This window comes from Stutzerimonas kunmingensis, assembly GCF_032106285.1.
Lineage (GTDB): Bacteria > Pseudomonadota > Gammaproteobacteria > Pseudomonadales > Pseudomonadaceae > Stutzerimonas > Stutzerimonas kunmingensis_B.
In genome coordinates, this window is record NZ_DAMCPO010000030.1 from 1 (window position 1) to 25458 (window position 25458).

21 protein-coding genes and 2 pseudogenes are annotated in these 25458 nt (G+C 65.9%); 18 read left to right on the forward strand and 5 right to left on the reverse strand.

Translation table 11 applies throughout. The features are described 5' to 3' along the window. Positions 1-67 precede the first annotated feature (67 nt). Positions 68-1493: pseudogene (locus tag RT582_RS18995) on the reverse strand (sensor domain-containing diguanylate cyclase). A 303-nt stretch (positions 1494-1796) separates the two neighbouring features. On the opposite strand from RT582_RS18995, the pseudogene RT582_RS19000 reads away from it, so the two are divergent. The 12 genes and pseudogenes from RT582_RS19000 (at position 1797) to dxs (ending at position 16314) form a co-directional block, all read left to right on the forward strand. Next, positions 1797-2730: pseudogene (locus tag RT582_RS19000) on the forward strand (ABC transporter substrate-binding protein). Further along, positions 2724-5114, forward strand: coding sequence for a putative bifunctional diguanylate cyclase/phosphodiesterase (locus RT582_RS19005; protein WP_313479308.1), 2391 nt, complete (start codon positions 2724-2726; stop codon positions 5112-5114). Before RT582_RS19000 ends, RT582_RS19005 begins: the two are co-directional and overlap by 7 nt. Before the next feature lie 89 nt (positions 5115-5203). Further along, positions 5204-5701: an RNA polymerase sigma factor gene (locus RT582_RS19010; RefSeq protein WP_041015942.1), complete on the forward strand. Its 498-nt coding sequence runs from the start codon at positions 5204-5206 to the stop codon at positions 5699-5701. A 197-nt stretch (positions 5702-5898) separates the two neighbouring features. Further along, positions 5899-7422: a pyridoxal phosphate-dependent decarboxylase family protein gene (locus tag RT582_RS19015; RefSeq protein ID WP_313479311.1), complete on the forward strand. Its 1524-nt coding sequence runs from the start codon at positions 5899-5901 to the stop codon at positions 7420-7422. A gap of 11 nt (positions 7423-7433) precedes the next feature. Further along, a complete protein-coding gene (locus RT582_RS19020) occupies positions 7434-8753 on the forward strand; it encodes a lysine N(6)-hydroxylase/L-ornithine N(5)-oxygenase family protein (RefSeq protein ID WP_313479314.1) in 1320 nt (439 codons plus the stop codon). After that, positions 8750-9904, forward strand: coding sequence for an MFS transporter (locus RT582_RS19025; protein WP_313479316.1), 1155 nt, complete (start codon positions 8750-8752; stop codon positions 9902-9904). The genes RT582_RS19020 and RT582_RS19025 overlap by 4 nt, the downstream gene beginning before the upstream one ends. Beyond that, entirely contained in the window at positions 9901-10488 is a 588-nt protein-coding gene (locus RT582_RS19030) for a GNAT family N-acetyltransferase (protein ID WP_044314533.1), read from the forward strand. The genes RT582_RS19025 and RT582_RS19030 overlap by 4 nt, the downstream gene beginning before the upstream one ends. Next, positions 10485-12293, forward strand: coding sequence for an IucA/IucC family protein (locus tag RT582_RS19035; RefSeq protein WP_313479319.1), 1809 nt, complete (start codon positions 10485-10487; stop codon positions 12291-12293). The genes RT582_RS19030 and RT582_RS19035 overlap by 4 nt, the downstream gene beginning before the upstream one ends. Next, positions 12277-13038: a siderophore ferric iron reductase gene (locus tag RT582_RS19040; RefSeq protein WP_014819017.1), complete on the forward strand. Its 762-nt coding sequence runs from the start codon at positions 12277-12279 to the stop codon at positions 13036-13038. Before RT582_RS19035 ends, RT582_RS19040 begins: the two co-directional genes overlap by 17 nt. 139 nt (positions 13039-13177) lie before the next feature. Further along, the gene (locus tag RT582_RS19045; RefSeq protein WP_003283056.1) at positions 13178-13420 is read left to right on the forward strand and encodes an exodeoxyribonuclease VII small subunit; all 243 of its coding nucleotides are present in this window, start codon (positions 13178-13180) and stop codon (positions 13418-13420) included. Continuing rightward, the gene (locus RT582_RS19050) at positions 13420-14307 is read left to right on the forward strand and encodes a polyprenyl synthetase family protein (protein WP_313479362.1); all 888 of its coding nucleotides are present in this window, start codon (positions 13420-13422) and stop codon (positions 14305-14307) included. The genes RT582_RS19045 and RT582_RS19050 overlap by 1 nt, the downstream gene beginning before the upstream one ends. Before the next feature lie 108 nt (positions 14308-14415). Further along, positions 14416-16314, forward strand: coding sequence for a 1-deoxy-D-xylulose-5-phosphate synthase (dxs, locus tag RT582_RS19055; RefSeq protein WP_125859951.1), 1899 nt, complete (start codon positions 14416-14418; stop codon positions 16312-16314). A gap of 97 nt (positions 16315-16411) precedes the next feature. On the opposite strand, the gene RT582_RS19060 is transcribed toward dxs, so the two are convergent. Beyond that, complete coding sequence (locus tag RT582_RS19060; RefSeq protein ID WP_125859953.1) at positions 16412-16888, reverse strand: LabA-like NYN domain-containing protein; 477 nt, start codon at positions 16886-16888, stop codon at positions 16412-16414. Between the two features lie 117 nt (positions 16889-17005). Between RT582_RS19060 and RT582_RS19065 the strand changes: the two genes are divergently transcribed. Both RT582_RS19065 and RT582_RS19070 read left to right on the forward strand, forming a co-directional pair. After that, a complete protein-coding gene (locus tag RT582_RS19065; protein ID WP_014819013.1) occupies positions 17006-17686 on the forward strand; it encodes a YciC family protein in 681 nt (226 codons plus the stop codon). Between the two features lie 77 nt (positions 17687-17763). After that, positions 17764-18192 carry a VOC family protein gene (locus RT582_RS19070; protein WP_278400917.1) on the forward strand — a complete coding sequence of 143 codons (429 nt, stop codon included), beginning with the start codon at positions 17764-17766 and terminating at the stop codon, positions 18190-18192. 10 nt (positions 18193-18202) lie between these two features. Here RT582_RS19070 and RT582_RS19075 read toward each other — a convergent pair whose 3' ends face one another. Beyond that, the gene (locus tag RT582_RS19075; RefSeq protein WP_313479323.1) at positions 18203-19033 is read right to left on the reverse strand and encodes an SDR family oxidoreductase; all 831 of its coding nucleotides are present in this window, start codon (positions 19031-19033) and stop codon (positions 18203-18205) included. A gap of 86 nt (positions 19034-19119) precedes the next feature. Between RT582_RS19075 and RT582_RS19080 the strand changes: the two genes are divergently transcribed. Beyond that, positions 19120-19935, forward strand: a complete 816-nt coding sequence (locus RT582_RS19080; RefSeq protein WP_191121494.1) for a substrate-binding periplasmic protein — start codon at positions 19120-19122, stop codon at positions 19933-19935. A 2-nt stretch (positions 19936-19937) separates the two neighbouring features. On the opposite strand, the gene hrpB is transcribed toward RT582_RS19080, so the two are convergent. Both hrpB and RT582_RS19090 read right to left on the reverse strand, forming a co-directional pair. Continuing rightward, on the reverse strand, positions 19938-22463 hold the full coding sequence (hrpB, locus tag RT582_RS19085) for an ATP-dependent helicase HrpB (RefSeq protein WP_313479327.1): 2526 nt from the start codon (positions 22461-22463) through the stop codon (positions 19938-19940). Positions 22464-22522: 59 nt separating this feature from the next. Beyond that, a complete protein-coding gene (locus RT582_RS19090; RefSeq protein ID WP_041754119.1) occupies positions 22523-23023 on the reverse strand; it encodes a hypothetical protein in 501 nt (166 codons plus the stop codon). Between the two features lie 214 nt (positions 23024-23237). Between RT582_RS19090 and RT582_RS19095 the strand changes: the two genes are divergently transcribed. The 3 genes from RT582_RS19095 (at position 23238) to RT582_RS19105 (ending at position 25395) form a co-directional block, all read left to right on the forward strand. Continuing rightward, positions 23238-23654, forward strand: coding sequence for a polyribonucleotide nucleotidyltransferase (locus RT582_RS19095; RefSeq protein ID WP_101275179.1), 417 nt, complete (start codon positions 23238-23240; stop codon positions 23652-23654). Positions 23655-23679: 25 nt separating this feature from the next. Further along, positions 23680-24570, forward strand: a complete 891-nt coding sequence (locus RT582_RS19100; protein ID WP_104098991.1) for a cation diffusion facilitator family transporter — start codon at positions 23680-23682, stop codon at positions 24568-24570. Between the two features lie 345 nt (positions 24571-24915). After that, positions 24916-25395, forward strand: coding sequence for an Lrp/AsnC family transcriptional regulator (locus RT582_RS19105; protein ID WP_014819005.1), 480 nt, complete (start codon positions 24916-24918; stop codon positions 25393-25395). The last annotated feature ends 63 nt before the right edge of the window (positions 25396-25458 follow it).

Below are 25458 nucleotides of genomic sequence, written 5' to 3' on the forward strand. Positions count from 1 at the left end.
CTTCTTCCTGAAAATCAAGGCTGCCTTCCCCGGGAAAGCGCGATGAACCTTTTTTATTGCCCGCGGTTTAGCCTTCCGCTTCGTCCTCCGGGCGGCCTACGCGAACCTGGTTTCGACCTCCATGCTTGGCGTCATAGAGCGCCTTGTCCGCCCACGCGATCAACTGATCGATCTCATGCTGCCCGGCATGCGTCTGGGCCACGCCGATGCTAACCGTGTCTCGATGTTGCCCGCCGCGGTCGTCAATGGCGCCTGCTCGATGGCCATGCGGATCTTCTCGGCCACACTGCGTGCGCCGTCGAGATCTGTATGCGGCAGTGCAATTGCAAACTCCTCTCCACCGAGACGGCCGAACAGATCGTGCGCGCGCAGCATGCTGGCGCATGTCGCAGTGAACTGCTTGAGTACCGCGTCGCCGATCGGATGGCCGTACACATCGTTGACGCGTTTGAAGCGGTCGATGTCGAGCATCAGCAGGCTCAGGCTTTCATCGTGGCGGCGAGCCCGGGCAAGCTCGGCCTCCAGGCCGGTCAGGAACGATCGACGGCTGCTCACCCCCGTCAGCACATCGGTATTGGCCAGCTGCGCCAGTTGATCGTGAGCCTGACGCAGCTTTTCCGTGCTCTGGAAATAGCGGTTGCTCAGGACAAATATCAGCAGCGCGACCGCCGCCAGCAGCAGCGAGATGATGCCAGCCGAGGCAATCAGCAGCTCCCGGCGCTCATCGAACGCAGCCATGAAATCCTTCGGCGACAACAGCACCACGACCACGACCCCATCATCGGCGAGCCGCCGGTAGGCACCCAGGCGATACTCACCATCGATCGCGCTCACCCCTTCGTAATAACCGCGCGCAGGGGCATTCGGATCGAAATAGGGCTTGTCTTCCGGCACCTTGAAACGCCCGTAACGACCGGGGATTGAGGTGCCTGAGGCTATGGCCCGCAGGCTACGGTCGGTTCCAACGAGCGCGATAGTGCCGTCCTTACCCACGTTTATTTGCTGGTAATAGTCGGCAAAGAAGCTGGTGGGAACCGAGAGCACCAGCACGCCGGCAAACTGACCATCTTTATGGATAGGCCTGGTGAACTGGATGGTCCACTGCTTCGACACCCGGCCCAGGACCGGCTTGCTGATAAATAGACGGTCCGCCTGCGGATTGTCGCGGTGCATGCGGAAATGCTCGCGATCACTGAGGTCCACTGCCTTCGGCGTCGGCCCCAGGTTGGAGAAGGTCAGCTTGCCGTCTTTACCGATCACCGCGAGCTGCGTGATGAAACGCCCGTAGGCACCCAGTTCCTCATTCACATGACTGCGAAGGTCGGGTGCTCCAGCACATCCTCACGCATGTCCAGTAGGATGATGTCCATAAGCCGGATGGTGCTGCGTACGTGCGCCTCAAAGGCGGTGGCCAGGTTCATCGCGTCGTTGCGCGCGGCGTCCGTGGCGAGGACGCGCTCGTGCTTTATCTCATTGATAACGAAGACCCACATTGGCACCAGCGTCAGGGTCAATATGAGTGCCGCCAGTAGTCCTGCCTTGCGTTTCAAGCTTCCGCTCCGTCGCGTCCTACGCGAAGTTCTTGTTCTGGAAGCTACCAGACGCGCGCTTGTGCCCGCCGGACACGTTGTCGCAGCTCAGCTGCCACGCCCGCGCAGCAGGCACTGCGAACCCAGGTCATCGCGTCAACGGCGAGGTCTCTACTGCACTCGGTGGGAATACCCACTGCTTTAGCAGGGATTCCCGTGACCGTACGGTTTCGCTATGGTGGCATTCAGGTATCACGGAGTGATCGCATGGTCCGGGGCTCAATCCTATTGCTGATGTTCATCGCCTTGCTCGGCTGCCAGCCCGACCCGGACTCCGTCCGGGTCGGCAGTAACCGCTGGCTCGGCTATGCACCGTTCTATCTGGCGGACGAGCTGCAATGGACGGCCCCGAGCGGTGTTCGCCTGGTCGAATACCCGACCACCACCGGTGTGCTGCGCGGCTTTCGCAATGGCATGCTGGATGCCGCCATGCTGACCCTGGACGAAACGCTGCTGCTGCAGGCCAGCGCCGATCTGAATCTGGAGATCATTCTGATCACCAATGTCTCCGCCGGCGCGGACGTCCTGTTCGCCCGCGCCCCGATAGCCACGGTCGACGATCTGCGCGGCCGGCGAATCGGCGTGGAGAACACCGCGCTCGGTGCCTATTTCCTCTCCCGCGTGCTGGATCAGGCGCAGCTGGATATCGCAGACCTGCAAGTGGTCAGCCTGCCGGTGCATGAGCAGGTCGAGGCGTATGCCGCCGGACGTGTCGATGCGGTCATCACCTTCGCCTCGGAAGGGCCGGCGCTGGAGGCCAGCGGCGCGCGCCGCATCTTCGACAGCCGCCAACTGCCGGGTGAGATCGTCGACGTTCTGGTCGTTGATCGCCCAGCGGGTCAATCCTGAGCAGCGCAAGCGCCTCAGAGCGCTCTGGTTCGACGCCTTGCGCGCCTGGCAGGATCAGCGCGCCAAGACCGACCCGCACCTGCTTGCACGCCTGGGCCTGACGCCCGCTGCGCTGCAGGTCACGCTGGACGGCTTGCTCATGGGCGATCGCGCGGTCAATCGCGAATGGCTCCGTGACGGCCAGCTACACCGCAGCATCGCACGCCTGAACCAGTACATGGGCGAACGACAACTGCTGAACAACGTCCGGCATGAGGGGCTGGTCCCCCGCTGCGAGGTGCTCGAATGCTGACAAGATTGTCGCTGCGAAAATCGCTGCCCCTGCTGCTGGGCATCTTCGGCCTGATGTTCACGGTGCTCCTGACCACCTGGCACCTGCCGACGCGCATCGAGGAAACGCTCACCGACTGGCGCGACCACACCGCGCAGCACCTCGCCCTGCTGCAGAGCAGCCTGAGCGACCATCGCCGGCTGGGGCGCAACGCCGAGCTGGAGACGGAGCTGGCCGACCTGGCGAGCCTGGAGGGGGTGCGCTGGGCGATGGTGATTGGCCCTGACCTGCAGATAATCGCCACCACCCGGCTGGGCCTGACCGCCGAGCGGCTCGAGCTGATCGACGCCGCCGCGCTCAAGGCCCGTGTCGACAGCGGTCGCCCCGCCTGGGCCGGCGAAGGCGCGCGACAGCTGGCGATCTACCCGCTGGACCATGTCGCACAGAATGGCACGCCGGTGCGCGAAGCGCTGCTGGCCGAATACGATTTCACTCCGATGCTCGCGCAGACCAAGCGTGACGCCTGGTTCTATCTGGCCCAGACCCTGACGTTATTGCTGCTGCTCGGCCTGATCCTCAACCGCATCTACGGACGCCTGCTGACGCGCCGCCTGGCGCGCATCGACCAGGCCGCACGGCAGTTCGCCATCGACCAGCGGCCACAGACCCTGGCGGTGGCCGGCCGCGACGAGATCGGCCGGCTCGCCGCCACCCTCAGTCGCATGATGAACCAGCTGCACGAGCGGCAGCTGGCCCTCAGCGAAAGCGAACAGCTGCTACGCGACCTGATCGACACGGCGCCGATCGGCATGCTGGTGGTCGACCGCGAGCTGCGCGTGCTGCAGGCCAACCCGGCGGCTGCCGCCCTGTTCGGCTGTACCCCGGAGGAGCTCATCGGCAACCTGCCGGGCGACCGCCTGGCAGAGAGCGATGCCACCGCGCGCCTGCGCAGCACGCCGGCGAACACCACGCTGGAGCTGACCGGCCGCCGAAACGGTCAGGACATTCCGCTGGAAATCAGCTGCACGCCCTTCCAGCGCTACGGCGTGCGCCATTTCCTGGTCCTGCTGCGCGATATCAGCGACCGACTGCGCGCCGAACAACGGCTGCGCTTTCTCGCCCACTTCGATCCGCTGACCCAGCTGGCCAACCGCAACTACCTGATGCAGCGCCTCGACCAGCTGTTGGCAGCTCGCCTGCCGTTGAGCCTGCTCTACCTCGATCTGGATCACTTCAAGCGCATCAACGACAGCCTCGGCCACGAAATAGGGGACAAGTTGCTGATACAGATCGGCGATCGCCTCGGCCAGCTGATGCCGGAAAAATCCCTGCTTTCGCGCACCGGTGGCGACGAGTTCATGCTGTTGCTCGACAGCAGCGATGCCCGGCGTGCGGAACAACTGGCGAAAAGCATCATCGAGCGTTTCGAGCTGCCGGTGCGCATCGGTCAGTACGAGTGCTTCGTCAGCCCGAGCATCGGCATCGCCGTCAGCGACGGCCGGCACAGCGCCACCGAGCTGCTCAAGAGCGTCGACCTGGCGCTGTATGCGGCCAAGGACGCCGGACGCAATCGCACCGTCATCTACAACGAAGCACTCAGCGACGCAGCCGCCAGCCGCCGTGAGCTGGAGCAGGCGCTGCGACACGCCCTGGATCGCGGAGAGTTCGTGCTGCACTACCAGCCGCAGGTCAACGCCCAGGGTGAGCCAGAAGTCATGGAAGCCCTGCTGCGCTGGGCTTCGCCGGACCGCGGCCTGGTGCCGCCCGGGGAGTTCATTCCGGTGCTGGAAGAGAGCGGCATGATCATCGAAGCGACCCGCTGGGTGTTTCGCGAGGCCTGCCGCCAGGCTTGTCGCTGGCACGCCATGGGGCATGCGCTGCGCATCGCGGTCAACCTGTCGCCACTGGACTTCCGCCAGGCGGATCTGGCCGGCAGCCTGCTGGCGATTCTCGAGGAAGAAGGCGCATCGGCGAGCATGCTGGAACTGGAGGTCACCGAGAGTGCTCTGCTCGAAGCCGACGAGCATGTCCAGCAGACCCTCGGCCGCCTGAAGGCCGCCGGGCTTCCGCTGCTGCTCGACGACTTCGGCACCGGCTATGCCTCGCTGACCTACCTGCAGCGCTTCCGCTTCGATGGCATCAAGATCGACCGCGAGTTCGTCAGCGGGCTGCCGGATAGCGAGCAGTCGGTCGCGCTGGTGCGCGGCATCCTCACCATGGCCAGCCACCTCGGCCTGCACGTGGTCGCCGAAGGCGTGGAGAACGAGCGTCAGGCGGCGTTCCTGCGGCTCAACGGCTGCCCCAGCTTGCAGGGATTCCACTACGCACGGCCGCAGCCGGCAGCGCAGTGCCGCCTGCAGCAGAACGGTCGACCGATCAACCTGCAGCTGCCGCTGGACGGATAAGCACCGACCGGCGTGCCAGCATTAAGCCTGCAATTGCGAATAGTTCGCGTCTGGGATAGTTTCGTTGCCCCTCTCGGTGGCACGCTCCCATGCGCGACAACAACAAGATTTCCGATTCCTGCCTGCAGTGTTACGTCCATCATCGCCAGCAACTGGTCGCCCACCTCACGCGCCTCGGCGGCTGTCGCGCGCTGGCCGAGGACCTGGCGCAGGATGCCTGGCTGAAGCTCGCCCAGGTCATGCCCGAGCAGCGTCTCGACAATCCCAAGGCCTATCTCTTTCGCATCGCCACCAATCTGCTGCGCGACGCCATGCGCCATCGCGCCTTGCTCGGTGCATCAGACGAAGCTCCGCTCGAACTCATCGAAGCCGTGCAGGCCGACCCTTGCGGGCTGGTTGAAAACCACTGCGCGCTGCAGTGCGTGCTGCGCCAGCTCGATGACCTGCCGCCGCGTTGCCGCGAGGTGTTCGAACTGGCCCGGCTGGAAGGTCTCAGCCAGGCCGAGATAGCCGGACGCCTTGGCATCTCGGTGAATACCGTGATCGCCCAGCTGGCCAAGGCGCGCCAGCGGCTGGAGCGGCCGTAACTTTTTTTCTTCGACGCCGTAATGGTTTTTCCGCGCTGATTCGTCTTGCCTGTGCCCTTGCGCAATTGAGAGTTATTCTCGATTAACCGGCATCCTCGCAGATGCTTTCGTGCGGTCCAGCCGCCAGACAAGAAACCACCGAAGCCGCGAAAACGGCCCGCTCCGGGTCGCGGCCGCGCTCGGCCCGAGGAATGTGCATGACCCCGTCCAGTACCGTAGTGCCCTTCGCCCCCGGCCCCGTCAGCAACGGGCTGTTCACCCGCAGCAATCACGATGACTACCGCCAGCTCATGCAGCAGGGGCTGAACCTGGTGCAGCAGTGTCTGCAGCGCCAGCAGCAGCCGTTCAGCGGCATCCTTCCGCAGGAACTGGCCGCCAATTTCGAGCGCGTCGATCTTGAGCGTCCGCTGGGCGACGCCGGCGCCGCGCTGCGCGAGCTGGATCAGCTCTACCTGCGCGACGCGGTGTACTTCCACCACCCGCGCTACGTCGCCCACCTCAACTGCCCGGTGGTGCTGCCGGCGCTGCTTGCCGAAGTGCTGGTGTCGTCGCTCAATTCTTCGCTGGACACCTGGGACCAGAGCGCCGGCGGCACGCTGATCGAACAGCGCCTGATCGATTGGACCTGTGCGCGTATCGGCCTCGGCGGTCAGGCCGACGGCGTGTTCACCAGCGGCGGCACCCAGTCCAACCTGATGGGCCTGCTGCTGGCCCGCGAGCACGTCTGCAACCGCCTGCCCGGCCATGGCGGCAATCTGCGTCATGGCCTACCGGCCGATGCCGCCGGGTTACGTATCTTCGCCTCCCGCGCCAGCCACTTCAGTGTGCAGAAATCCGCCGCGCTGCTGGGGCTGGGCTACGACGCCGTGCGCAGCATCGAAACCGACAGTGCCCAGTGCATGAGCGTGCCGGCGTTGGCCCAGGCCCTGGCCGACTGTCAGCGCCTGGGCGAGCTGCCCATGGCCGTGGTCGCCACCGCCGGCACCACCGACTTCGGCAGCATCGATCCGCTGCCGGAAATCGCCGCGCTGTGCCAGCACTATGGCGTCTGGCTGCACGTCGACGCGGCCTATGGCGGCGGTCTGCTGGTCGCACCGCGCTACCGCGACTGGCTGGCCGGTATCGAGCACGCCGACTCGGTCACCGTCGACTACCACAAGTCGTTCTTCCAGCCGGTCAGCTGCAGCGGCTTCTTCGTTCGCCAGCGTCAGCACCTGAGCTACATCACTCACCACGCCGACTACCTCAACCCGCGCAGCCAGACCCGCGAGGGCACGCCGAACCTGGTCAACAAGAGCATCCAGACCACCCGCCGCTTCGACGCACTGAAGCTCTGGCTGACCCTGCGCATCCTCGGCGCCGAGCATATCGGGGCGATGTTCGAGGAGGTCATCGACCGCGCTGCCGACACCCATCGCCTGCTCGCCGAAGACCCGGCCTTCGAGGTCTTCGCCCCGCGCCTGAGCACGCTGGTGTTCCGTTTCGTCGCCCCGGGCGTGGCCGACGAGCGCCTGGATGCGATCAACCGCGAAATCCGCAAGGCGATCTTCCGCTCCGGCGCGGCGGTGATCGCCGCCACCGTGGTCGAGGGCCGGCAGCACCTCAAGTTCACCCTGCTCAACCCGGAAACCACGCTGGACGACCTGCGCACCATCGTCGAGCTGATTCGCGGCCACGGCACTCGCCTGCTCGACGGCCTACCCACCGCCGCCAACCAGTAAGGAGATCGCACATGAACAAGATGTATGACTTCATTGGCATCGGCATTGGCCCGTTCAACCTCGGCCTGGCCTGCCTGGCCGAACCCATCGACGGGCTCGATTGCCTGTTTCTCGACCGCGCCGAGGGTTTCAACTGGCATCCCGGCATGATGCTCGACAGCGCCACCCTGCAGACGCCGTTCATGGCCGATCTGGTGACCCTGGCCGACCCCACCAGCCGCTTCAGCTTTCTCAACTATGCCAAGCAGGTCGGGCGGCTGTACGCCTTCTACATCAAGGAAGACTTCTTCCTGATGCGCCGCGAGTACAACCAGTACTGCCAGTGGGTGGTCGAGCAGCTCGACAGCCTGCGCTTCGATCACTTCGTTCAGCACGTCGACTACCTCGACGAGCGCCGTTGCTATCGGGTGCGCGGCGTACACACCCGCAGCGGGGAGGGCTTCGAGCTCCTCACCCGCCGTCTGGTACTCGGTACCGGCACCACACCCTATCTGCCGACCTGCTGCGAAAGCCTGGCCGAGCAGGTCAGCCACAGTGGCAACTACCTGCAGGACAAGCCGCGCCTGCAGGGCAAGCGCTCGATCACCGTGGTCGGCAGCGGTCAGAGCGCGGCGGAGATCTACTACGACCTGTTGCAGGAGATCGACCGCCACGACTACCAGCTGAACTGGATCACTCGCGCGCCGCGTTTCTTCCCGCTGGAATACACCAAGCTGACGCTGGAAATGACCAGCCCGGAGTACATCGACTACTTCCACAGCCTGCCACGCAGCACCCGGGAAAAGCTCATCGACAGCCAGAAGGGCCTGTACAAGGGCATCAACGCCACGCTGATCAACGCCATCTACGACGAGCTGTACAACCAGAGTCTTAAAGGCGAGGTACCGACCCAGCTGCTGACCAATGCCGAGCTGCGTCGCTGCCAGCGCCTGGGCGATGGCACGCTGGAGCTGGAGTTCTTCCAGCATGAGCTGGAGCAGAGCTATCGCCACCGCTGCGATGCACTGGTGATGGCCAGCGGGTATCAGTACCGCCTGCCGCGATTTATCCAGCCGATCGCCGAACGTATCGCCTGGCAGGCACCGGAACGCTTCGCCGTGGCGCGTAACTACAGCATCGACCGCAACGGCGGCGAGGTCTTCGTACAGAACGCCGGGCTGGTCGATCATGGCCTGGTCACGCCGGATCTCGGCATGGGCTGCTACCGCAACGCCTGCATCCTGCGGGAGATTTGCGGGCACGAGCACTACGCGGTGGAAACGAAGATCGCCTTCCAGCAATTCAGCCTGCCGCACCCGCTGGCACCGCAGGGCGCGGTGGCGGCGCGATGACGCTACGACGCGCGCTGATTGGCATGACGCTGCTGGCGGTGCTCGGCGATAGCCTGCTGATGCCGTTCTACCCGCAGTACTTCGCCGAACGCTTCGGCGAGCTGCGCAGCGAGCAGGTCGGGCTGTACCTGGCCGCGGTATGCCTGGTGGCGATGCTCGCCCTGCCACTGTGGGTGCGCCTGTCCAGGCATGCGCATCCGCTGCGGCTGCTGATCTTCGGCCAGCTGATGGCCGGGCTGCTGGCGCTGGCCTGCGCGGCGATCGAGCAACAATGGCTGTTCTGGCCGGTGTCGCTGACGATGATCGCCTTCAAGGCCAGCTACCTGCTGATGTATCCCTACGTGATGGGCCTGGTGGGCGCCGACCAGCAGGTGCGCACCATCGGCCTGCTCTCGGTGGTGGTGCATCTGGGCGCAATCGCCGGCGCCACGCTGGGCGGCGGGGTGCTGCATTACCTCAGCCCGGCGCGGATGTTCGTGCTGATGGGCCTGATGGACTTCGTGCAGATGGCTGCCAGCCTGCTCTTGTTGCGCCATGCGCCACAGCCAACCCGGGTCGATGCAGGCACGCCACCGCGGCCGCGGGAGGAGCATCTGGCCATCGCCCGGCTGTGCCTGCTGATGCTGGCGTTCTACTTCTGCATCTACCTGGCGCGGCCGTTCTTCACGGTGTACTGGGAGCAGCTTGGCGGGCCTCAGGCTAGCTGGATCACCGGCCTGGTATATGCCATTCCCGGCATGCTGGCGCTGCTCGCCCTGGCCCTGCATTACCACGCCGGGCAGCACCTGACCGTCTGGCTGTTGCTGGGCGCGGCCGGGCTGGCGTTGCAGGGCATCGAGCAGATGCCGCTGGTACTGGCCGGGCGCGTGCTATTCGGCTGGGCGCTGTATCAGCTCACCGTGGCACTGGATGCGCGACTGTTCGCCCTCAGCCGGCCGGAGCATTACGGACGCGACTACAGCCTGATCAACATCTTCCAGAACCTCGGCGTGCTCGCCGCCTCCTGGCTGGCCGGGCTGGTGGTGCGTGATGCCGGCCTCGCCGCGCCGTTCTTCCTGTCCGCCCTCGGCCTCGTTCTCACCGCCTACGTACTGCGCTGGCTGCTGGTTTCAGCACCAGTCAGCGCGTCTCTCTGTGGAGCCAAATCATGAATACCGCTCTTTCCCGCGCGGATGGTCCGCGCTTCGTTCGCTACTGCAGGCTCGGCGCCATGCATTTCGAGACATTGCAGGCCGAGCATCTGCCGCTGCTGCACGACTGGCTGCGCCGCGACTACGCGCGCTTCTGGGCCATGGGCCATTTGAGCCTGGCGCAGCTGGCCAATTACGTCGACGAGATCCAGCACAGCAGTCATCGCGACATTGCCCTCGGTATGTGCAACGGCGAACCCGCGTTCCTTTTCGAGGGCTATCACCCAGCCCATGACCGCCTCGCCGACCACTACCAGGTGCGCCCCGGCGACCGCGGCATGCACCTGCTGCTCGCCCCCTGCGAAAAGCCCGTGCACGGCTTCAGTCTGGAAGTCATGCGCAGCATCCTCGCCTATCAGTTCGCCGACCCATTCGCTCGGCGCATCGTCGTCGAGCCCGATGCGCGCAACGCCAAGGTGCATGCCTTGAACCAGCGCGTCGGCTTCGTCTACCAGCGCCTGCTGCAGCTACCGGAAAAGGATGCCTGCCTGGCGTTCTGCACCCGCGCGCAGTTCCTCGCCACCCTTCAGGAGAATCCGCAATGAATCAGCTCGTGCACCTGCCAAACGCCGCCGGCGATCTGGCCACCGAACACCTGCAGGCCGAACATTGGGCCCGCGCCAATCGCCTGCTGCTGAAGAAAGCCCTGGCCGAGTTCAGCCACGAGAAGTTGTTCAGCCCTGAGCCGCTGGGCGACAGTCACTACCGCGTCGCAGTGCCGGACAGCTCGACCGAGTACCGTTTCAAGGCGCGACGACTGGCGCTGGATCACTGGTCCATCGTTACCGACTCCATCGAGAAACTCAGCAATGGCCAGCAACAGCCACTGGACGCGCTGAGCTTCATCATCGAGTTCGCCGACACTCTGGGCATCTCGGAAAACAACCTGCCGGTCTACCTCGACGAGATCAGCAGCACCCTGTTCGGCAGCGCCTACAAGCTCGCCAACAGCCCGCTGAGAGCCGCCCAACTGGCCCTGGCGGACTTCCAGCAGATCGAGACCGGCATGCGCGAAGGCCACCCGGGCTTCGTCGCCAACAACGGGCGGATGGGCTTCGACGCTCAGGATTACCGCGCCTACGCGCCGGAAGCGGCGAGTCCGGTGCGCCTGGTCTGGCTTGCCGTGCACCGCAGCCGCGCCAGCTACAGCGCCATCGACGGGCTCGACCAGCCGACCCTGCTGCGCGAGGAGCTCGGTGGTCAGCTCGAGGTGTTTCATAGCCAGCTGCGCGCGCTGCAGCTCGACCCCGACGACTACCTGCTGATGCCGGCGCACCCCTGGCAGTGGCACAACATCCTCGCTATCGGCTTCGCCGCCGAGATCGCCAACCGGCAGATCGTCCATCTCGGTCTGAGCAATGACCGCTACCTGGCGCAGCAGTCGATCCGCACCTTCTTCAACCAGAGCCAGCCGCAGCGGCGCTACGTGAAGACCGCCCTGTCGATCCTCAACATGGGCTTCATGCGCGGGCTGTCGCCCTACTACATGCAGGCGACGCCCGCGATCAACGCCTACCTTGCCGAGCGTGTGGCCAACGACCCGCTGCTGCGCGACTGCGGCTTCCAGTTGCTGCGCGAAGTCGCGGCCATCGGCTATCGCAATCCGTATTACGAGCAGGCGCTGCCGGCCAGCAGCCCCTATCGCAAGATGCTTTCGGCGCTGTGGCGTGAGAGCCCGCTGGGTCACATCGAACCCGGCCAGCGGCTGATGACCATGGCCGCGCTGCTGCACAGCGATGGCGACGAACGCGCCCTGCTGCCGACGCTGATCAGCGCCTCGGGGCTGACCGCCGACCGCTGGCTGCGCCGCTATCTCAACGCCTATCTGACGCCGCTGCTGCATTGCTTCTACGCCCACGATCTGGTGTTCATGCCGCATGGCGAGAACCTGATCCTGGTGCTGGAAGACCATGTACCGGTTCGCGTGCTGATGAAGGACATCGGCGAGGAAGCGGTGATTCTCGATGCCGACGCGCAGATTCCCGAGGCCGTAGGTCGCCTGGCGGTATCGGTGCCCGACGAGCTCAAGGTGCTGTCGATCTTCACCGACGTGTTCGACGGCTTCTTCCGCTATCTGGGTCAAATCCTCGATGAGCAGGTAGGCCTTCCGGAGCAGCGCTTCTGGCAACAGGTGGCCGACTGCATCGCTGACTATCAGGCCAGCCAGCCGCAGCTGCGCGACAAGTTCGCCCGCTACGACCTGTTCGCCGAGGAATTCGCCCGCTCCTGCCTGAACCGTCTGCAACTGGGCAACAACCGGCAGATGCTCGACCTGACCGATCCGGCCGGTGCGCTGAAGTTCGCCGGCACCCTTAAAAACCCCGTCGCGCCCTATGCGCCGGAACGCTGAAACCCAATGGGCGGATGACGAGGCGCTGAACGACCTGCTGCTGCGGGTGCGCAACGCCCTGCCCGGACTGGACGGACGGGTTGGCTCGCCACGACCCGACGAGCTGATGCTGGATCGCCCGCAGTCGCTGACTACCCTGCTGGCGCACTGGCAGGCGGCGCATCCGGAAGCGGGCCGGCACTACTGGGCGGCGCGCTGCTGGACGCTGTTGGTCTGGCAGCCGATCTATCTGCAGGTGCTGGCCGTACAGCTCGACGGCCAGGCACCCGAGCTGGACGGCATGGCGCAAGGTCTGCAGCAGGGCTTCGTCGCCGGTTTCTGCCTGCCGGCACACCAGCCGCTGCACGCCGACGCTCAGCGCCTGCTGCGGCATGCCGGGCAACAGATCCGCCAGTTCTGCACCAAGGCCCACGCGGCCTGCGGCACCTTGCTCGGCCTGCATCCGAAGCTCGCGCAACGCCTCGCCGCGGATTGCGTGCTGGCCGCGCTGCTGCACGCGCAACGGACCGATGGCTGCGGCAACCTGCAGCTCTGCCGTCGCGCCGATGCCTGGCTGGATGCGTGCGGCATGCAGGGCGCCAGCGGCCTGCTAGCGGTGCAGCTGACCGATGGCGGCACCCGTCTCGGCTTGCAGCGCAAGGCCTGCTGCCAGCATTTCCGCCGCGCCGATGGCGAGCTCTGCGACAGCTGCCCGAAGCTGCCGCTCGCCGAGCGCACTCGACGCCTGCGCGAGCAGCATGGTTAGCGCTCGCTGACCTCAGGCAGCATCCCGACACCTTACGCAGCTGGATACACATCACGCGGGCGAACCTTGTGGCTGCCGCGGGCGTTTCTTTGCTAATGTCGCGCCCGTTTCCGACTCGCTGCCGACGACAGGTTCCCGCATGGCCCGCAAGAAAGCTGCCCTCGATTTCGAACAATCCCTCGCCGAGCTGCAACAGCTGGTCGAGCGCCTGGAAAGCGGCGAGCTGTCGCTGGAAGACTCGCTGACCTGCTTCGAACAGGGCATCGGCCTGACCCGCGACTGCCAGGCTGCGCTGAGCCAGGCCGAGCAAAAGGTGCAGATCCTGCTGGAACGCGACGGCAGCCTGCAGGAAGCCCCCTTCGAGTCGGACCCCGAAGCATGATGATCGGCGACTACCAGAAACGCTGTCAGCAGCGCGTCGACGGCTGCCTCGAAACCCTGTTCGTCCCGCCGCTGCCGCAGCTCGAACGCCTCTATCAGGCCATGCGCTACAGCGTGATGAACGGCGGCAAGCGCGTCCGCCCGCTGCTGGTCTATGCCGCCTGCGAAGCACTGAACGGCGACAAGGCCAGCGCTGACGGCGCCGCCTGCGCAGTCGAGCTGATCCACGCCTACTCGCTGGTGCACGACGACCTGCCGGCCATGGACGACGACGACCTGCGCCGCGGCCAGCCCACCACGCACAAGGCCTTCGATGAGGCCTGCGCGATCCTCGCCGGCGACGGCCTGCAAAGTCTCGCTTTCGAGGCCATGGCCCAGGCCGCGCACAATCCGCAGGACGCCGCGCTGCGTCTGCGCATGTTCGCCGTGCTGGCCCGCGCCGCAGGGCCGGCCGGCATGGTCGGCGGCCAGGCCATCGACCTCGGTTCGGTCGGCCTCAAGCTCGATCGCGACGCCCTGGAGCTGATGCACCGGCACAAGACCGGCGCGCTGATCGAAGCCAGCGTGCAGCTCGGCGCGCTCGCCAGCGGCCATGCCGACGCCGACAACCTCGCCTCGCTGAGCCAGTATGCACGCGCCATCGGCCTGGCCTTCCAGGTGCAGGACGACATTCTCGACGTCGAAAGCGACACCGCGACCCTGGGCAAGCACCAGGGCGCCGACATCGCCCGGGACAAGCCGACCTACCCGGCACTGCTCGGCATGGACGCGGCCAAGGCCTACGCGCTGGAGCTGCGCGACCAGGCACTGCACGCGCTGCGCCCGTTCGATACCGCCGCCGAGCCGCTGCGCGAGCTGGCGCGCTACATCGTCGAACGACGCAACTGAGCCTTTCGCTGAAATAGCAGTCAAACCCCTACCGGACCCGGGGCCGTTCTTATCGAAGGACCCTTCGGGTAAACTGCCGCTCTTTTTTCAACAACAATGATCCGCCTGATGCCCAAGACTTTTCACGAGATCCCTCGGGTTCGCCCCGCGACGCCCGTTCTTGACCGAGCGGCGACCCCCGAACAGCTGCGCCGACTGGGCGAGGCGGAACTCGAAGAGCTTGCCAACGAACTGCGCCAGGAGCTGTTGTACAGCGTCGGCCACACTGGCGGGCACTTCGGCGCCGGCCTCGGCGTGATCGAACTGACCATCGCCCTGCATTACGTCTACGACACCCCGGATGACCGGCTGGTATGGGATGTGGGCCATCAGGCCTATCCGCACAAGATCCTCACCGGGCGCCGCGAGCGCATGGCCACGCTGCGTCAGAAGGACGGCCTGGCCGCCTTCCCGCGCCGCTCGGAGAGCGAGTACGACACCTTTGGCGTCGGTCACTCCAGCACCTCGATCAGCGCCGCCCTGGGCATGGCGGTCGCCGCCCGTCTGAAAGGTGAGCAGCGCAAGTCCATCGCCGTGATCGGAGATGGCGCCCTGACCGCCGGCATGGCCTTCGAGGCGCTCAACCACGCCCCGGAAGTCGGCGCCAACATGCTGGTGGTGCTCAACGACAACGACATGTCGATCTCGCGCAACGTCGGCGGGCTGTCCAACTACCTGGCCAAGATCCTGTCCAGCCGCACCTATTCGAGCATGCGCGAAGGCAGCAAGAAGATCCTCTCGCGCCTGCCGGGTGCCTGGGAAATCGCCCGCCGCACCGAAGAATACGCCAAGGGCATGCTGGTGCCCGGCACGTTGTTCGAAGAGCTCGGCTGGAACTACATCGGCCCCATCGACGGCCACGACCTGCCGACGCTGATCGCCACCCTGCGCAACATGCGCGACCTCGACGGCCCGCAGTTCCTCCATGTGGTGACGAAGAAGGGCAAGGGCTTCGCCCCCGCCGAAGCCGACCCGATCACCTGGCATGCGATCAGCAAGCTGGAGCCGGTCGGCGCCCCGGTCAAACCGAAGAAGCCCTCAGGGCCCAAGTACTCCAATGTGTTCGGCCAGTGGCTGTGCGACATGGCCGCCGCCGACCCGCGCCTGACCGGCATCACCCCGGCGATGAAGGAAGGTTCGGACCTGGTGGCCTTCAGCGAGCGCTACCCGCAGCGTTACTTCGATGTCGCCATCGCCGAGCAGCACGCGGTGACGCTGGCGGCCGGCATGGCCTGCGAAGGCATGAAGCCGGTGGTGGCGATCTACTCGACGTTCCTCCAGCGCGCCTACGATCAGTTGATCCACGACGTCGCGGTGCAAAACCTCGACGTGCTGTTCGCCATCGACCGCGCCGGACTGGTCGGCGAAGACGGCCCGACCCATGCCGGCAGCTTCGACCTGTCCTACCTGCGCTGCATCCCCGGCATGCTGGTGATGACGCCCAGCGACGAGAACGAGATGCGCCGCATGCTCACCACCGGCTACCACTTCGAAGGCCCGGCCGCGGTGCGCTATCCGCGCGGCAGCGGCCCCAACGCCACCATCGAGCCGGGACTGGAACCGCTGGAGATCGGCAAGGCCGTGGTGCGCCGTCAGGGCAGCAAGGTGGCGCTGCTGGTGTTCGGCGTGCAGCTGCCCGAGGCGCTGCAGGTCGGCGAGGCGCTGGACGCCACGGTGGTCGACATGCGTTTCGTCAAGCCGCTGGACGAAACCCTGCTGCGCGAACTGGCGGGCAGCCACGAGCTGCTGGTGACGATCGAAGAGAACAGCATCATGGCTGGCGCCGGCAGCGCGGTAGCCGAGTTCCTCACTGGCGAAAGCATTCTCAAACCGATGCTGCATCTGGGCCTGCCCGACTACTACGTCGAGCACGCCAAGCCCAGCGAAATGCTCGCCGAGTGCGGCCTGGATGCGGCCGGCATCGAAGCGGCCGTACGCAAGCGGCTTGCGGCACTCGGCAAAGCCTGACGTCGTTTTGGTGGATGGGTGGAGCGCCATCCACCCTACACTGGCCACTCCGAGTCGCACTATCGGCAGACTCGCTCCCCTCACAGTGGGCGGATGTTCAGCCACGCAACAACAAATCACCCTCGATCGGCACGTAACGCGTTGCGGCACGGATCAGCGATTGGGCGGTGAGCCCCGGCACGCCATAGGCGGTCGCTTCGGCGCCGCCGGCCCGCACCCGCTCGAGCAGCAGGTCGAAATCGCCATCGCCGGACGCCAGCGCCACCTCGCCGACCCGTGCCGCCGCATCCAGCACGTCGATGGTGATGCCCACATCCCAGTCACCCTTGGCCGAGCCGTCGCTGCGCTGGATATAGGGCTTGAGCTTCACCGTGAAACCGAGGTTGCGCAGGATTTGCTGAAACTGCTGCTGGCGTGCGTCACCGCGCTCGATGGCGTAGGCATAGGCCTCGACGATGGTGCCGCGACGGCTGACATCGGCCCACAGCGCCGCATAGTTGAAGTGGCAGCCATGGGCCTGCCGCACGGTGTAGTAGAGGTTCTGTACATCGGCGAACAGGGCGATCTTCTTCACGCGGCGGCCCGAATCTGAAAGGGGGGGTCCAGTATGGACGGCGAAATCGCACATGTCCCGTCCTTGCCGCATCCGTTACAGTGGCGCCCCGAAACGATTACTCACCTTCGGTCTGCAATGAACGTTCTTGCCATCCTGCGTGACGCCTGGTTCTTCTACTCCCGCCACTTCCTGACCATCGTCCGGCTCTGCCTGCCGCTGATACTGCTCGAAAGCGCGACACGCCTGGCGCTCGATCACTGGCTCGGCGAAAACGTCCTGCCCGCCCTGGACCTGCTGGTGGGCCTGATCTTCTATCCGCTGTACGTCGGCGCGCTGATCCTTTATCTGGATGCGCGCAGCCGTGGCCACGATCCGGCGCTGCGTGCGGTCTACGCCCGGGCCCTGCCGCTGTGGCCAGCGCTGGCCGTGCTCTCGGGGCTCGGCTCACTGCTGATTATGCTCGGCGCCTCGCTGTTCGTGCTGCCCGGCATCTGGGTCATGGTCAAGATCGCCTTCGCCGAGTACCTGCTGGTCTTGCGTGGCCTGACACCACTGGCGGCGCTGAAGGAGAGCTTCGCCCTCACCCGCGGGCATTTTCTGCTGATACTGGGCTGTGTGATGACCGTGCTGTTGCCGATCTGGATGCTGGAAATCTGGATCGCCGCCCAGCTGTTCGCCGAGCAGACGCCACCACTGTTGCCGGCGATGTTGCTGGACGCCGTGGTCGGCCTGCTGCAGTTGCTGCCGACGATCATGCTGTTCCGCTGCTTCATGCTCTGCACCGAGCCGCCAACACGCCAGCCGGACAACGGCTGAGCGGTCTTTCGACGGAGGTTCAGGCGAGGCGCACAGAGCCTGCTAGGCTTGCTCCGGCCACATCAGGAGACCCCGCCATGGCCGACCAGAACCCAAGCATCCTTTCGCACATTTCACTGGGCAGCAATCGCTTCGACGAAGCGGTTGCCTTCTACGAGCAGGTCCTCGCCACCCTTGGCTGCAGGCGAATCCTCGAACACCCCGGCGCCGTCGCCTGGGGCCGTGAATACCCGGAATTCTGGATTCAGCGCCCCATCGACGGCGGCAGCGCGTCGGTGGGCAACGGCACCCATGTCGGCTTTTTCGCTGCGGATCAGGCCGAGGTCGACGCCTTCCATCGCGCGGCGATCGCCGCCGGCGCAAGCGATGAAGGCGCACCCGGCCCGCGCCCGGAATATGGCGAGCCCTACTACGGCTGTTTCGTACGCGATCTGGACGGCCACAAGATCGAGGCGTCCTACTGGGACGAGGCGCTGATGCAGCAACTCTACGGCAGCGGTAGCTAGCCAGCTGCGCTCAGGAGGCGCGCCCGCCAAGCAGCCGCGGCAACAGCAGGCTCTGGTACAGCCGCGGAAAGCAGCGCGCCAGCAGCCGGGCCTTCCAGTCCAGGTTGGACAGCACCAGCAGCCGGCGCCGGCGCAGCGCGCCCTGATAGATAGCCTCAGCCACATCCTGCGGCGAAGCGACTCGGCCGATGTCCAACGCAGGGGTTGGCGCGGTCGAACCATCGCCGACCAGCACGTTCTTGCGCAGATCGGTGGCGGTGTAGCCGGGGCAGACCAGCATGACGTTGACGTCGGTTTCCCGAAGCTCGCAACGCAGCGTCTCGAACAGCCCGTGCAGAGCATGCTTGCTGGCGTTGTAGGCGGCCCGGTTGGGCACCGGCGAATACTGCGAAAGCGAGCTGAGCACAATGATCTGCCCGCCGCGGGAGATCAGACTGGGCAGCGCGGCCTGGGTGCAATGCAGCGCGCCGTAGAAATTCACCGCCATCACCCGCTCGAACACTGCCAGGCTGGTATTCGCTACCGGACTGCGGTGAGTGATGCCGGCGTTGTTGACCAGCACGTCGATGCCGCCGTAACGCTCCACCACCAGCGCAATCGCGCGCTGCACCGCCTCGGCATCGCTGACGTCACAGCACAACCCCAGCGCATCGGCATTGTGGTGATCGGCCAGATGCTGCACCAGACCATCCAGCGCATCCTGATGCAGATCGAAGATCACCAGCCGCGCGCCAGCCTGTGCCATGCGCACCGCCAGCGCGCGGCCGATCCCTGCACAGCCGCCGGTGATCACCACCAGCTTGCGGTTGAACACCTTGCGATCGAACACCTTGCGCTGCATACCCCTACTCCTTCGTGCCGCACGCCTGCCTTTCGGTATGAGCATAGGTCGATATAGGCCGACATTCCTCACGCTGCTGCAGCAATATGGCTCATGGACAACCGGGCATCGGCTGCGCATGCTTGTTGGAACAGCGCAAGGCAGCGATCGATCCATTGAAAGCATTCATCTATCTGGCCCTGGCCTCCCTTCTCGGCTTACCAGCCGCGGTCCTGGCCAATCCCGTTTCGCAACGCGTCCTCAACGTCGGCTACTACGAGTTCGCCCCGGCCATCTACACCGATGCCCAGGGCATGGCACGCGGCGAGCTGGCCGAACTGACCCGCCGCGTCGCGCGTCAGGCCGGCTACGGCGTGCGCTTTCGAGGGCTGCCCGGCGCCCGCCTCTACGCGGCGCTGGAGAATGGCAGCATCGACCTCTGGCCTGGAGCCCAGGGCAAGCCGGAGCTGGCGACCCATACGTTGGAAGGCCGGCATACGCTCAGCCAGATCAATCTCAACCTCTACCGCCTTGCCGGTACGCCGGCGCCGCGCCTGCCGGACGACCTTGCCGGCAAGTCGCTGATCCTGATCGGCGGCTACAGCTACTGGCCGAACGTCAACGCGCTACTGGACGATCCCGGCCTCGACCTGCGCCTGCTGCGCACCAGCAATCACCTTTCCGCGCTGGAAATGCTGCAGCGCAACCGTGGCGATTACCTGCTCGATTACCAGATTCCAGTGGAACAGGCCCGCCAGCGGCTACGGATGGAGACGCTGCCCTACCAGCGCCTGGCCCAGGTGCCGATCCACTTCATCGTCTCGCGTCATGCTCGCGATGCCAGCGCCATCGTCACGGCGCTCGACGACGCCTATGAAGCGTTGCGCGTCGCCGGCGAGGACCTCAGCCTGCCGTCGGACTGAGCCTACTGCCCGCGTGGCTTGGCCCGTGCGGTCGGTTCGGCGATCAGCGGGTCGTCCGGCCAGTAGTGCTTGGGATAGCGCCCCTTCAAATCCTTCTTTACCTCGGCGTAGGTGTTGGCCCAGAAGCTCGCCAGGTCCTGGGTGACCTGTACCGGACGCCGCGCCGGCGACAGCAGGTGCAGCTTGACGACCTGTCGGCCACCGGCAATCCGCGGCGTGTCGGCCAGGCCGAACAGCTCCTGCAGACGCACCGCCAGCACCGGCGGCTGCTCACCGTAATCGAGACGAATACGCGAGCCGGACGGCACGCTGACCGCCACCGGCGCCTGCTCGTCCAGGCGCTGCGGCAGCGGCCAGGGCAGCAGCGTGGCGAGCATGCCGGCCAGATCGAGCTGGGCGAAGTGCGCCAGGCGCGACACCTTGCCGAGGTAGGGCAGCAGCCAGTCGTCCAACCGTTCCAGCAGTGCGGCATCGCTGACGTCCGGCCAGTCGCTGCTGTTGCCTGCATCCAGATCGAGCTGACGCAGCAGGCCGATGCGCGCCTGCCACTGGCGCAACTCCGGCGTCCAGGCCAGCAGTTCCAGGCCCTTGCGCCGTACCAGGCCGAGCAGCGAGCGAGCCCGTGCGTCATCGTCGAGGTTCGGCAGTGGTTCGCGGCTGAGCACCAGTTCGCCGATCCGCCGCTGCCGTTCGGCGCGCAGCACGCCCTCGCGCTCGTCCCACTCCAGCTCATTGCGCAGAGACACCTGTTCGGCCAGCGGTCCGTCGAACAGCGCCGGGTCCAGCGCGACCGCCCGGTAGATGCGCTCCTCGCGTTGTCCCTGATGGCTACCCAGCTCGGCGATCACCAGCCAGGGCTCCTTCATCAATGCATCCGGCTCACCGAACAGCGCCGCGCGCCCGCTGGCCAGACGATAACCCCCGCCACCTTCGCGGCGCTGCAGGGCGACGCGGTCGGGGTAGGCGAAAGCCAGCAGCGTGGCCAGCGAGTGCTGTTCTTCCAGCGCTCCGTCGCCCTGCCCCGAAGTGCCGCGCAGCAGGCCACGAAACTGCCGGGCCAGCTGCCGCACCCGCTGCACCGCAGCACCACGGCCGCTGTGCAACTGGTGCAGACGCAGCGCCAGATCGGCGCCGCCGCTGCGCTGCCCGCCGGATTGAATGTCACGCTCGACCAGCAGCGCCGCGACATCCGCCGCCAGCGCGCCAATACCCAAGCCATGCCCGCGCAGCAGCATGTGCGCCAGCCGCGGGTGTGCCGGCAACTCGGCCATGGCCTGGCCGTGGCGGGTCAGCTGCCAGCCGCCATGTTCGTTGCGCTGCAATGCGCCAAGGCGCTCGAGCAGCGCCTGGGCCTGGGCGTAAGCCGCCGCCGGCGGCCGGTCGAGCCAGGCCAGCTCGTCCGGCTCGACACCCCAGCGCGCCAGTTGCAGCGCGACACCCGCAAGGTCCGCCTGGAGGATTTCCGCCTCGCCATAGGCCGCCAGCTGCGCGTGCTGATCCTCGGACCACAGCCGATAGCAGACGCCCGGCTCCAGGCGCCCGGCGCGGCCAGCGCGCTGCGTGGCCGAGGCGCGGGAGATGCGCCGGGTTTCCAGCCGGGTCATGCCGCTGCCGGGATCGAAGCGCGGCACCCGCGCCAGTCCGGCGTCCACCACGATGCGCACGCCTTCGATGGTCAGGCTGGTCTCGGCGATGTTGGTCGCCAGCACCACCTTGCGCATGCCCGCCGGTGCCGGCTCGATGGCCGCGCGCTGCTGCGCCAGCTCCAGCTCGCCGTGCAGCGGGCAGAGCAGGATGTCGCCGCGCCCGCCCAGCTGATCGGCGAGCGCTTCGTTGACGCGGCGGATCTCGGCCTGCCCCGGCAGAAACACCAGCACGCTGCCCTGCTCGTCCTCCAGCGCCTGCAGCACCGTCTGCACCACGCGTGGCTCGATACGCTCATTCGCCGCAACGAGACGGCCCCAGCGCTGCTCGACCGGGTGCATGCGCCCCTCGCTGCGCACCACCGGCGCATCGTCGAGCAGTGCCGACAGGCGCTGGCCCTCCAGCGTCGCCGACATCAGCAGCAGCTTGAGCGGCTCGTCGCGCAGCAGCTGCCGCGCATTGAGCGTCAGCGCCAGGGCCAGATCGGCGTCCAGGCTGCGCTCATGGAATTCGTCGAAGATCACCAAGCCGACGCCTTCCAGCGCCGGGTCGTCCTGCAGCCGCCGCGCGAGAATGCCCTCGGTGACTACCTCGATGCGCGTGTTCGGCCCGACCTTGCTGTCCAGCCGGATGCGGTAGCCGACGGTTTCGCCGACGCGCTCGCCCAGTTCACTGGCCAGCCGCTCAGCCGCTGCGCGGGCAGCCAGACGGCGCGGCTCCAGCATGATGATGCTCTGCCCGCCCAGCCAGGCTTCGTCGAGCAGCGCCAGCGGCACGCGAGTGGTCTTGCCGGCGCCGGGCGGTGCTTCGAGAACGGCTTCGTCGCGCTGTTGCAGGGCCTGGCGCAACGCCGGCAGGACTTCGTCGATCGGTAGGGAATTCATGGGCACTCGCTTCGGGCAGACGATTCAACAACCGAGGCGCCCGCCCGAAGCTGGGCGCATCAGTTGACGCTATAGCCGCGTCCGGTCAGGCAGGCGCCAAGGGCGCGCTTGTAGGTGTCGGCAACGCTCGCCGCCGGAGCCGTCCGAGCGCTGGCCGGATCGAAACCGCTCTGGCTCACGGCCCAGATATGACACTCGTAGCGGTCGCGGCTTTGCTGCTCGGCGCTCTGGTCCTTGGCCGGATAGGCGATGACATCATATCGCGTGGCCTCACTGGCCGGCAGCGGCGGATGACTGACCGGCTCGTAGACATTGCGCTCTACATTCCACAGGTAATAGGTACCGGCGGCGATGAAGTAGAGCATGCTGCCGATCCAGATTTCCCGCGCACCGGCCGGAAGACCGTGGCCGTGACGCGGACCCGGCACATGCTGCGGCCCCGGTCCCGCCGGCCCTCTATGCGCACCCGGCCCGGGACCGGGCGGTGCGGCGGTGACCGGCAAGGCGATGCAGAGGGAAAGAACGACGCCAAGCGCGGCGCGCGGCAGTGACCTGGGCATGATTGAACTCCGGGATGGGATGAAATCGCAGCGCGATTATCTGCCCGGCCGATGCAGCGGTCCGTCAGGCCTCGGTAAGGACTGGGTAAAGCCACCCCATGCGTCAGCGCACACGCCGAACACCCGAGCCCGCGGCATGGTCTGATATCGAGAAAACATCATCCAGCTGTCTTCCGGCCCTTGTATAGTTGCGCCACTTTTCCAGGAGGTCCTTATGCGTACTCGTAACCGAATCATCGGCGGCGTGTTGGCCGCTTCCCTGTTCACCCAGCTGACCGCCTGCGGCACGCTGTTCTACCCGGATCGCCGCGGGCAGATCGAAGGCCGCATCGACCCAGCGATTGCAGCTTTGAATGCGGTTGGTTTGATCTTTTACCTCCTCCCCGGCCTGATCGCCTTCGGCGTCGACTTCGCCACCGGCGCGATCTACCTGCCCGACGACGAGTACTCCATGGCCCCGGAAAAGCTGCAGGAAGCCATTGGCGCCGACGGCCAGATCGATCAGGCCCGCCTGAAAGCCATCATCGAGAAGGAAATCGGCCGCAGCCTGCCGCTGGACGACCCGCGCCTGATCCAGCACAACGGCAGCGTCGAGCAACTGGCCGCCTTCGGTCTGCGCCCTGCGGCCTGATGACTCGCGCGGATAGCGGCCAGCGATGAGCATCAATCGTGACCACGCCCGGCTCATGCGCCGGGCGACCGCTGCGGCCCTGGCGACGGCGATCCTGCTGGCGCTGAGCAAGGCCGTGGCCTGGTGGCTGAGCGGCTCGGTGAGCCTGCTCGCAGGCCTCACCGATTCGCTGCTCGACGGCGCCGCGTCGCTGCTCAACCTGCTCGCGGTGCACTACTCGCTGCGCCCGGCCGACGACGACCATCGCTACGGCCACGGCAAGGCCGAGGCGCTAGCCGGGCTCGGCCAGGCGGCGTTCATCTGCGTCAGCGCGATCCTCGTCGGCGTGCAGGGCGTCGACCGCCTGCTGAACCCGCAACCGCTGGGCGCGCAGGGCGTGGGCATCGCAGTGATGATCTTCTCGCTGCTGATGACCGCCATCCTGCTGAGCTACCAGCACCACGTGGTCAAGCTCACCGGCTCCACCGCCATCCGCGCCGACTCGCTGCACTACCGTTCAGACCTCTTGCTCAACACCAGCATCCTGCTCGCGCTGGTGCTGGCCAGCTTCGGCTGGGAGCGACTGGACGCACTGTTCGGCATCGGTATCGCGCTGTACATCTTCTGGAGCGCCATCACCATCGTCCGTGAGGCCGGCGCAGTGCTGATGGATACCGAACTGTCGCCGGAGATCAGCGAGCAGATGCAGAAGCTGGTCTGCGAAGTGCCGGGCGTGCATGGCTGCCATGACTTCCGCACACGCATTTCCGGCACCCGTTGGTTCGTGCAGTTGCATCTCGAGCTGCCGGGGGACCTGCCGCTGTCGCAGGCGCATGATCTGTGCGTGGCGGTGGAGAACGCGATTCACGATCGCTATCCGAATGCGGAGGTGCTGGTGCATGCCGATCCGCTTGAGGTAGCGCCGCCGAAGCGGTGATTGGAGTTTTCGGATTCCATTTCCAAGGCACCACCACAACGCCCACAACGAAAAAGACCACGCCTGGGCGTGGTCTCTTCGATTCGTCTGGCCGATGATAACGGCTTCTTCGCGCGGCGCCTCGTGAGCACCGGGGGCCCGGACCGTCGGTCTTGGTAAGACCTTCGGTGGTCACGGCGGGGATGCTGTACCGTGTCCGTTTCTGCCGGGGGCTGAAGTTGAGATAAAGCTTACGCCGCACCACCCGGCACTGGATTGCGAATATTGCTGATCAAGGCATCACTTGCGCAATCAATAACCCTGTATTCATCATCATGCGCAATCTATTACCAAACGAGCCTCGCCATGAGCAAACTAGATCGCTACGACCTGCGCATCCTCGCCGAATTGCAGCACGACGCCCGCATCTCCAACCAGGAACTGGCCGAACGCATCGGCCTGTCACCCTCGCCCTGCTCCCGCCGGGTCAAACAGCTGGAAGACGACGGCTACATTGCCCGCCAGGTCGCCCTGCTCGACCGCAAGAAGCTCGGCCTGACCCTTACCGCCTACGTGCTTATCGGCATGGACCGGCACACACCGGAGCGCTTCGAGCACTTCGAAGGCGTGATCGGCAAATGCCCGGAGGTGCTCGAATGCAGTCTGGTTACGGGGATGGACGCCGACTACCAACTCAAGGTCGTGGTGCCCGACATGGAGCATTACCAGCAGTTTCTGCTCGGCACCCTGACGCGCATCGAAGGCGTCTCCAGCGTGCGTTCCAGCTTCGTATTGCGCCAGGTGTCATCGAGTACGGAGCTGCCGCTGGAGCATTTGCGCAGCTGAGACATGGCTCACAGCTTTCGCCCCACACTTCGCAGGGTTGCTGCCTATAATCCGCCCCCTTCT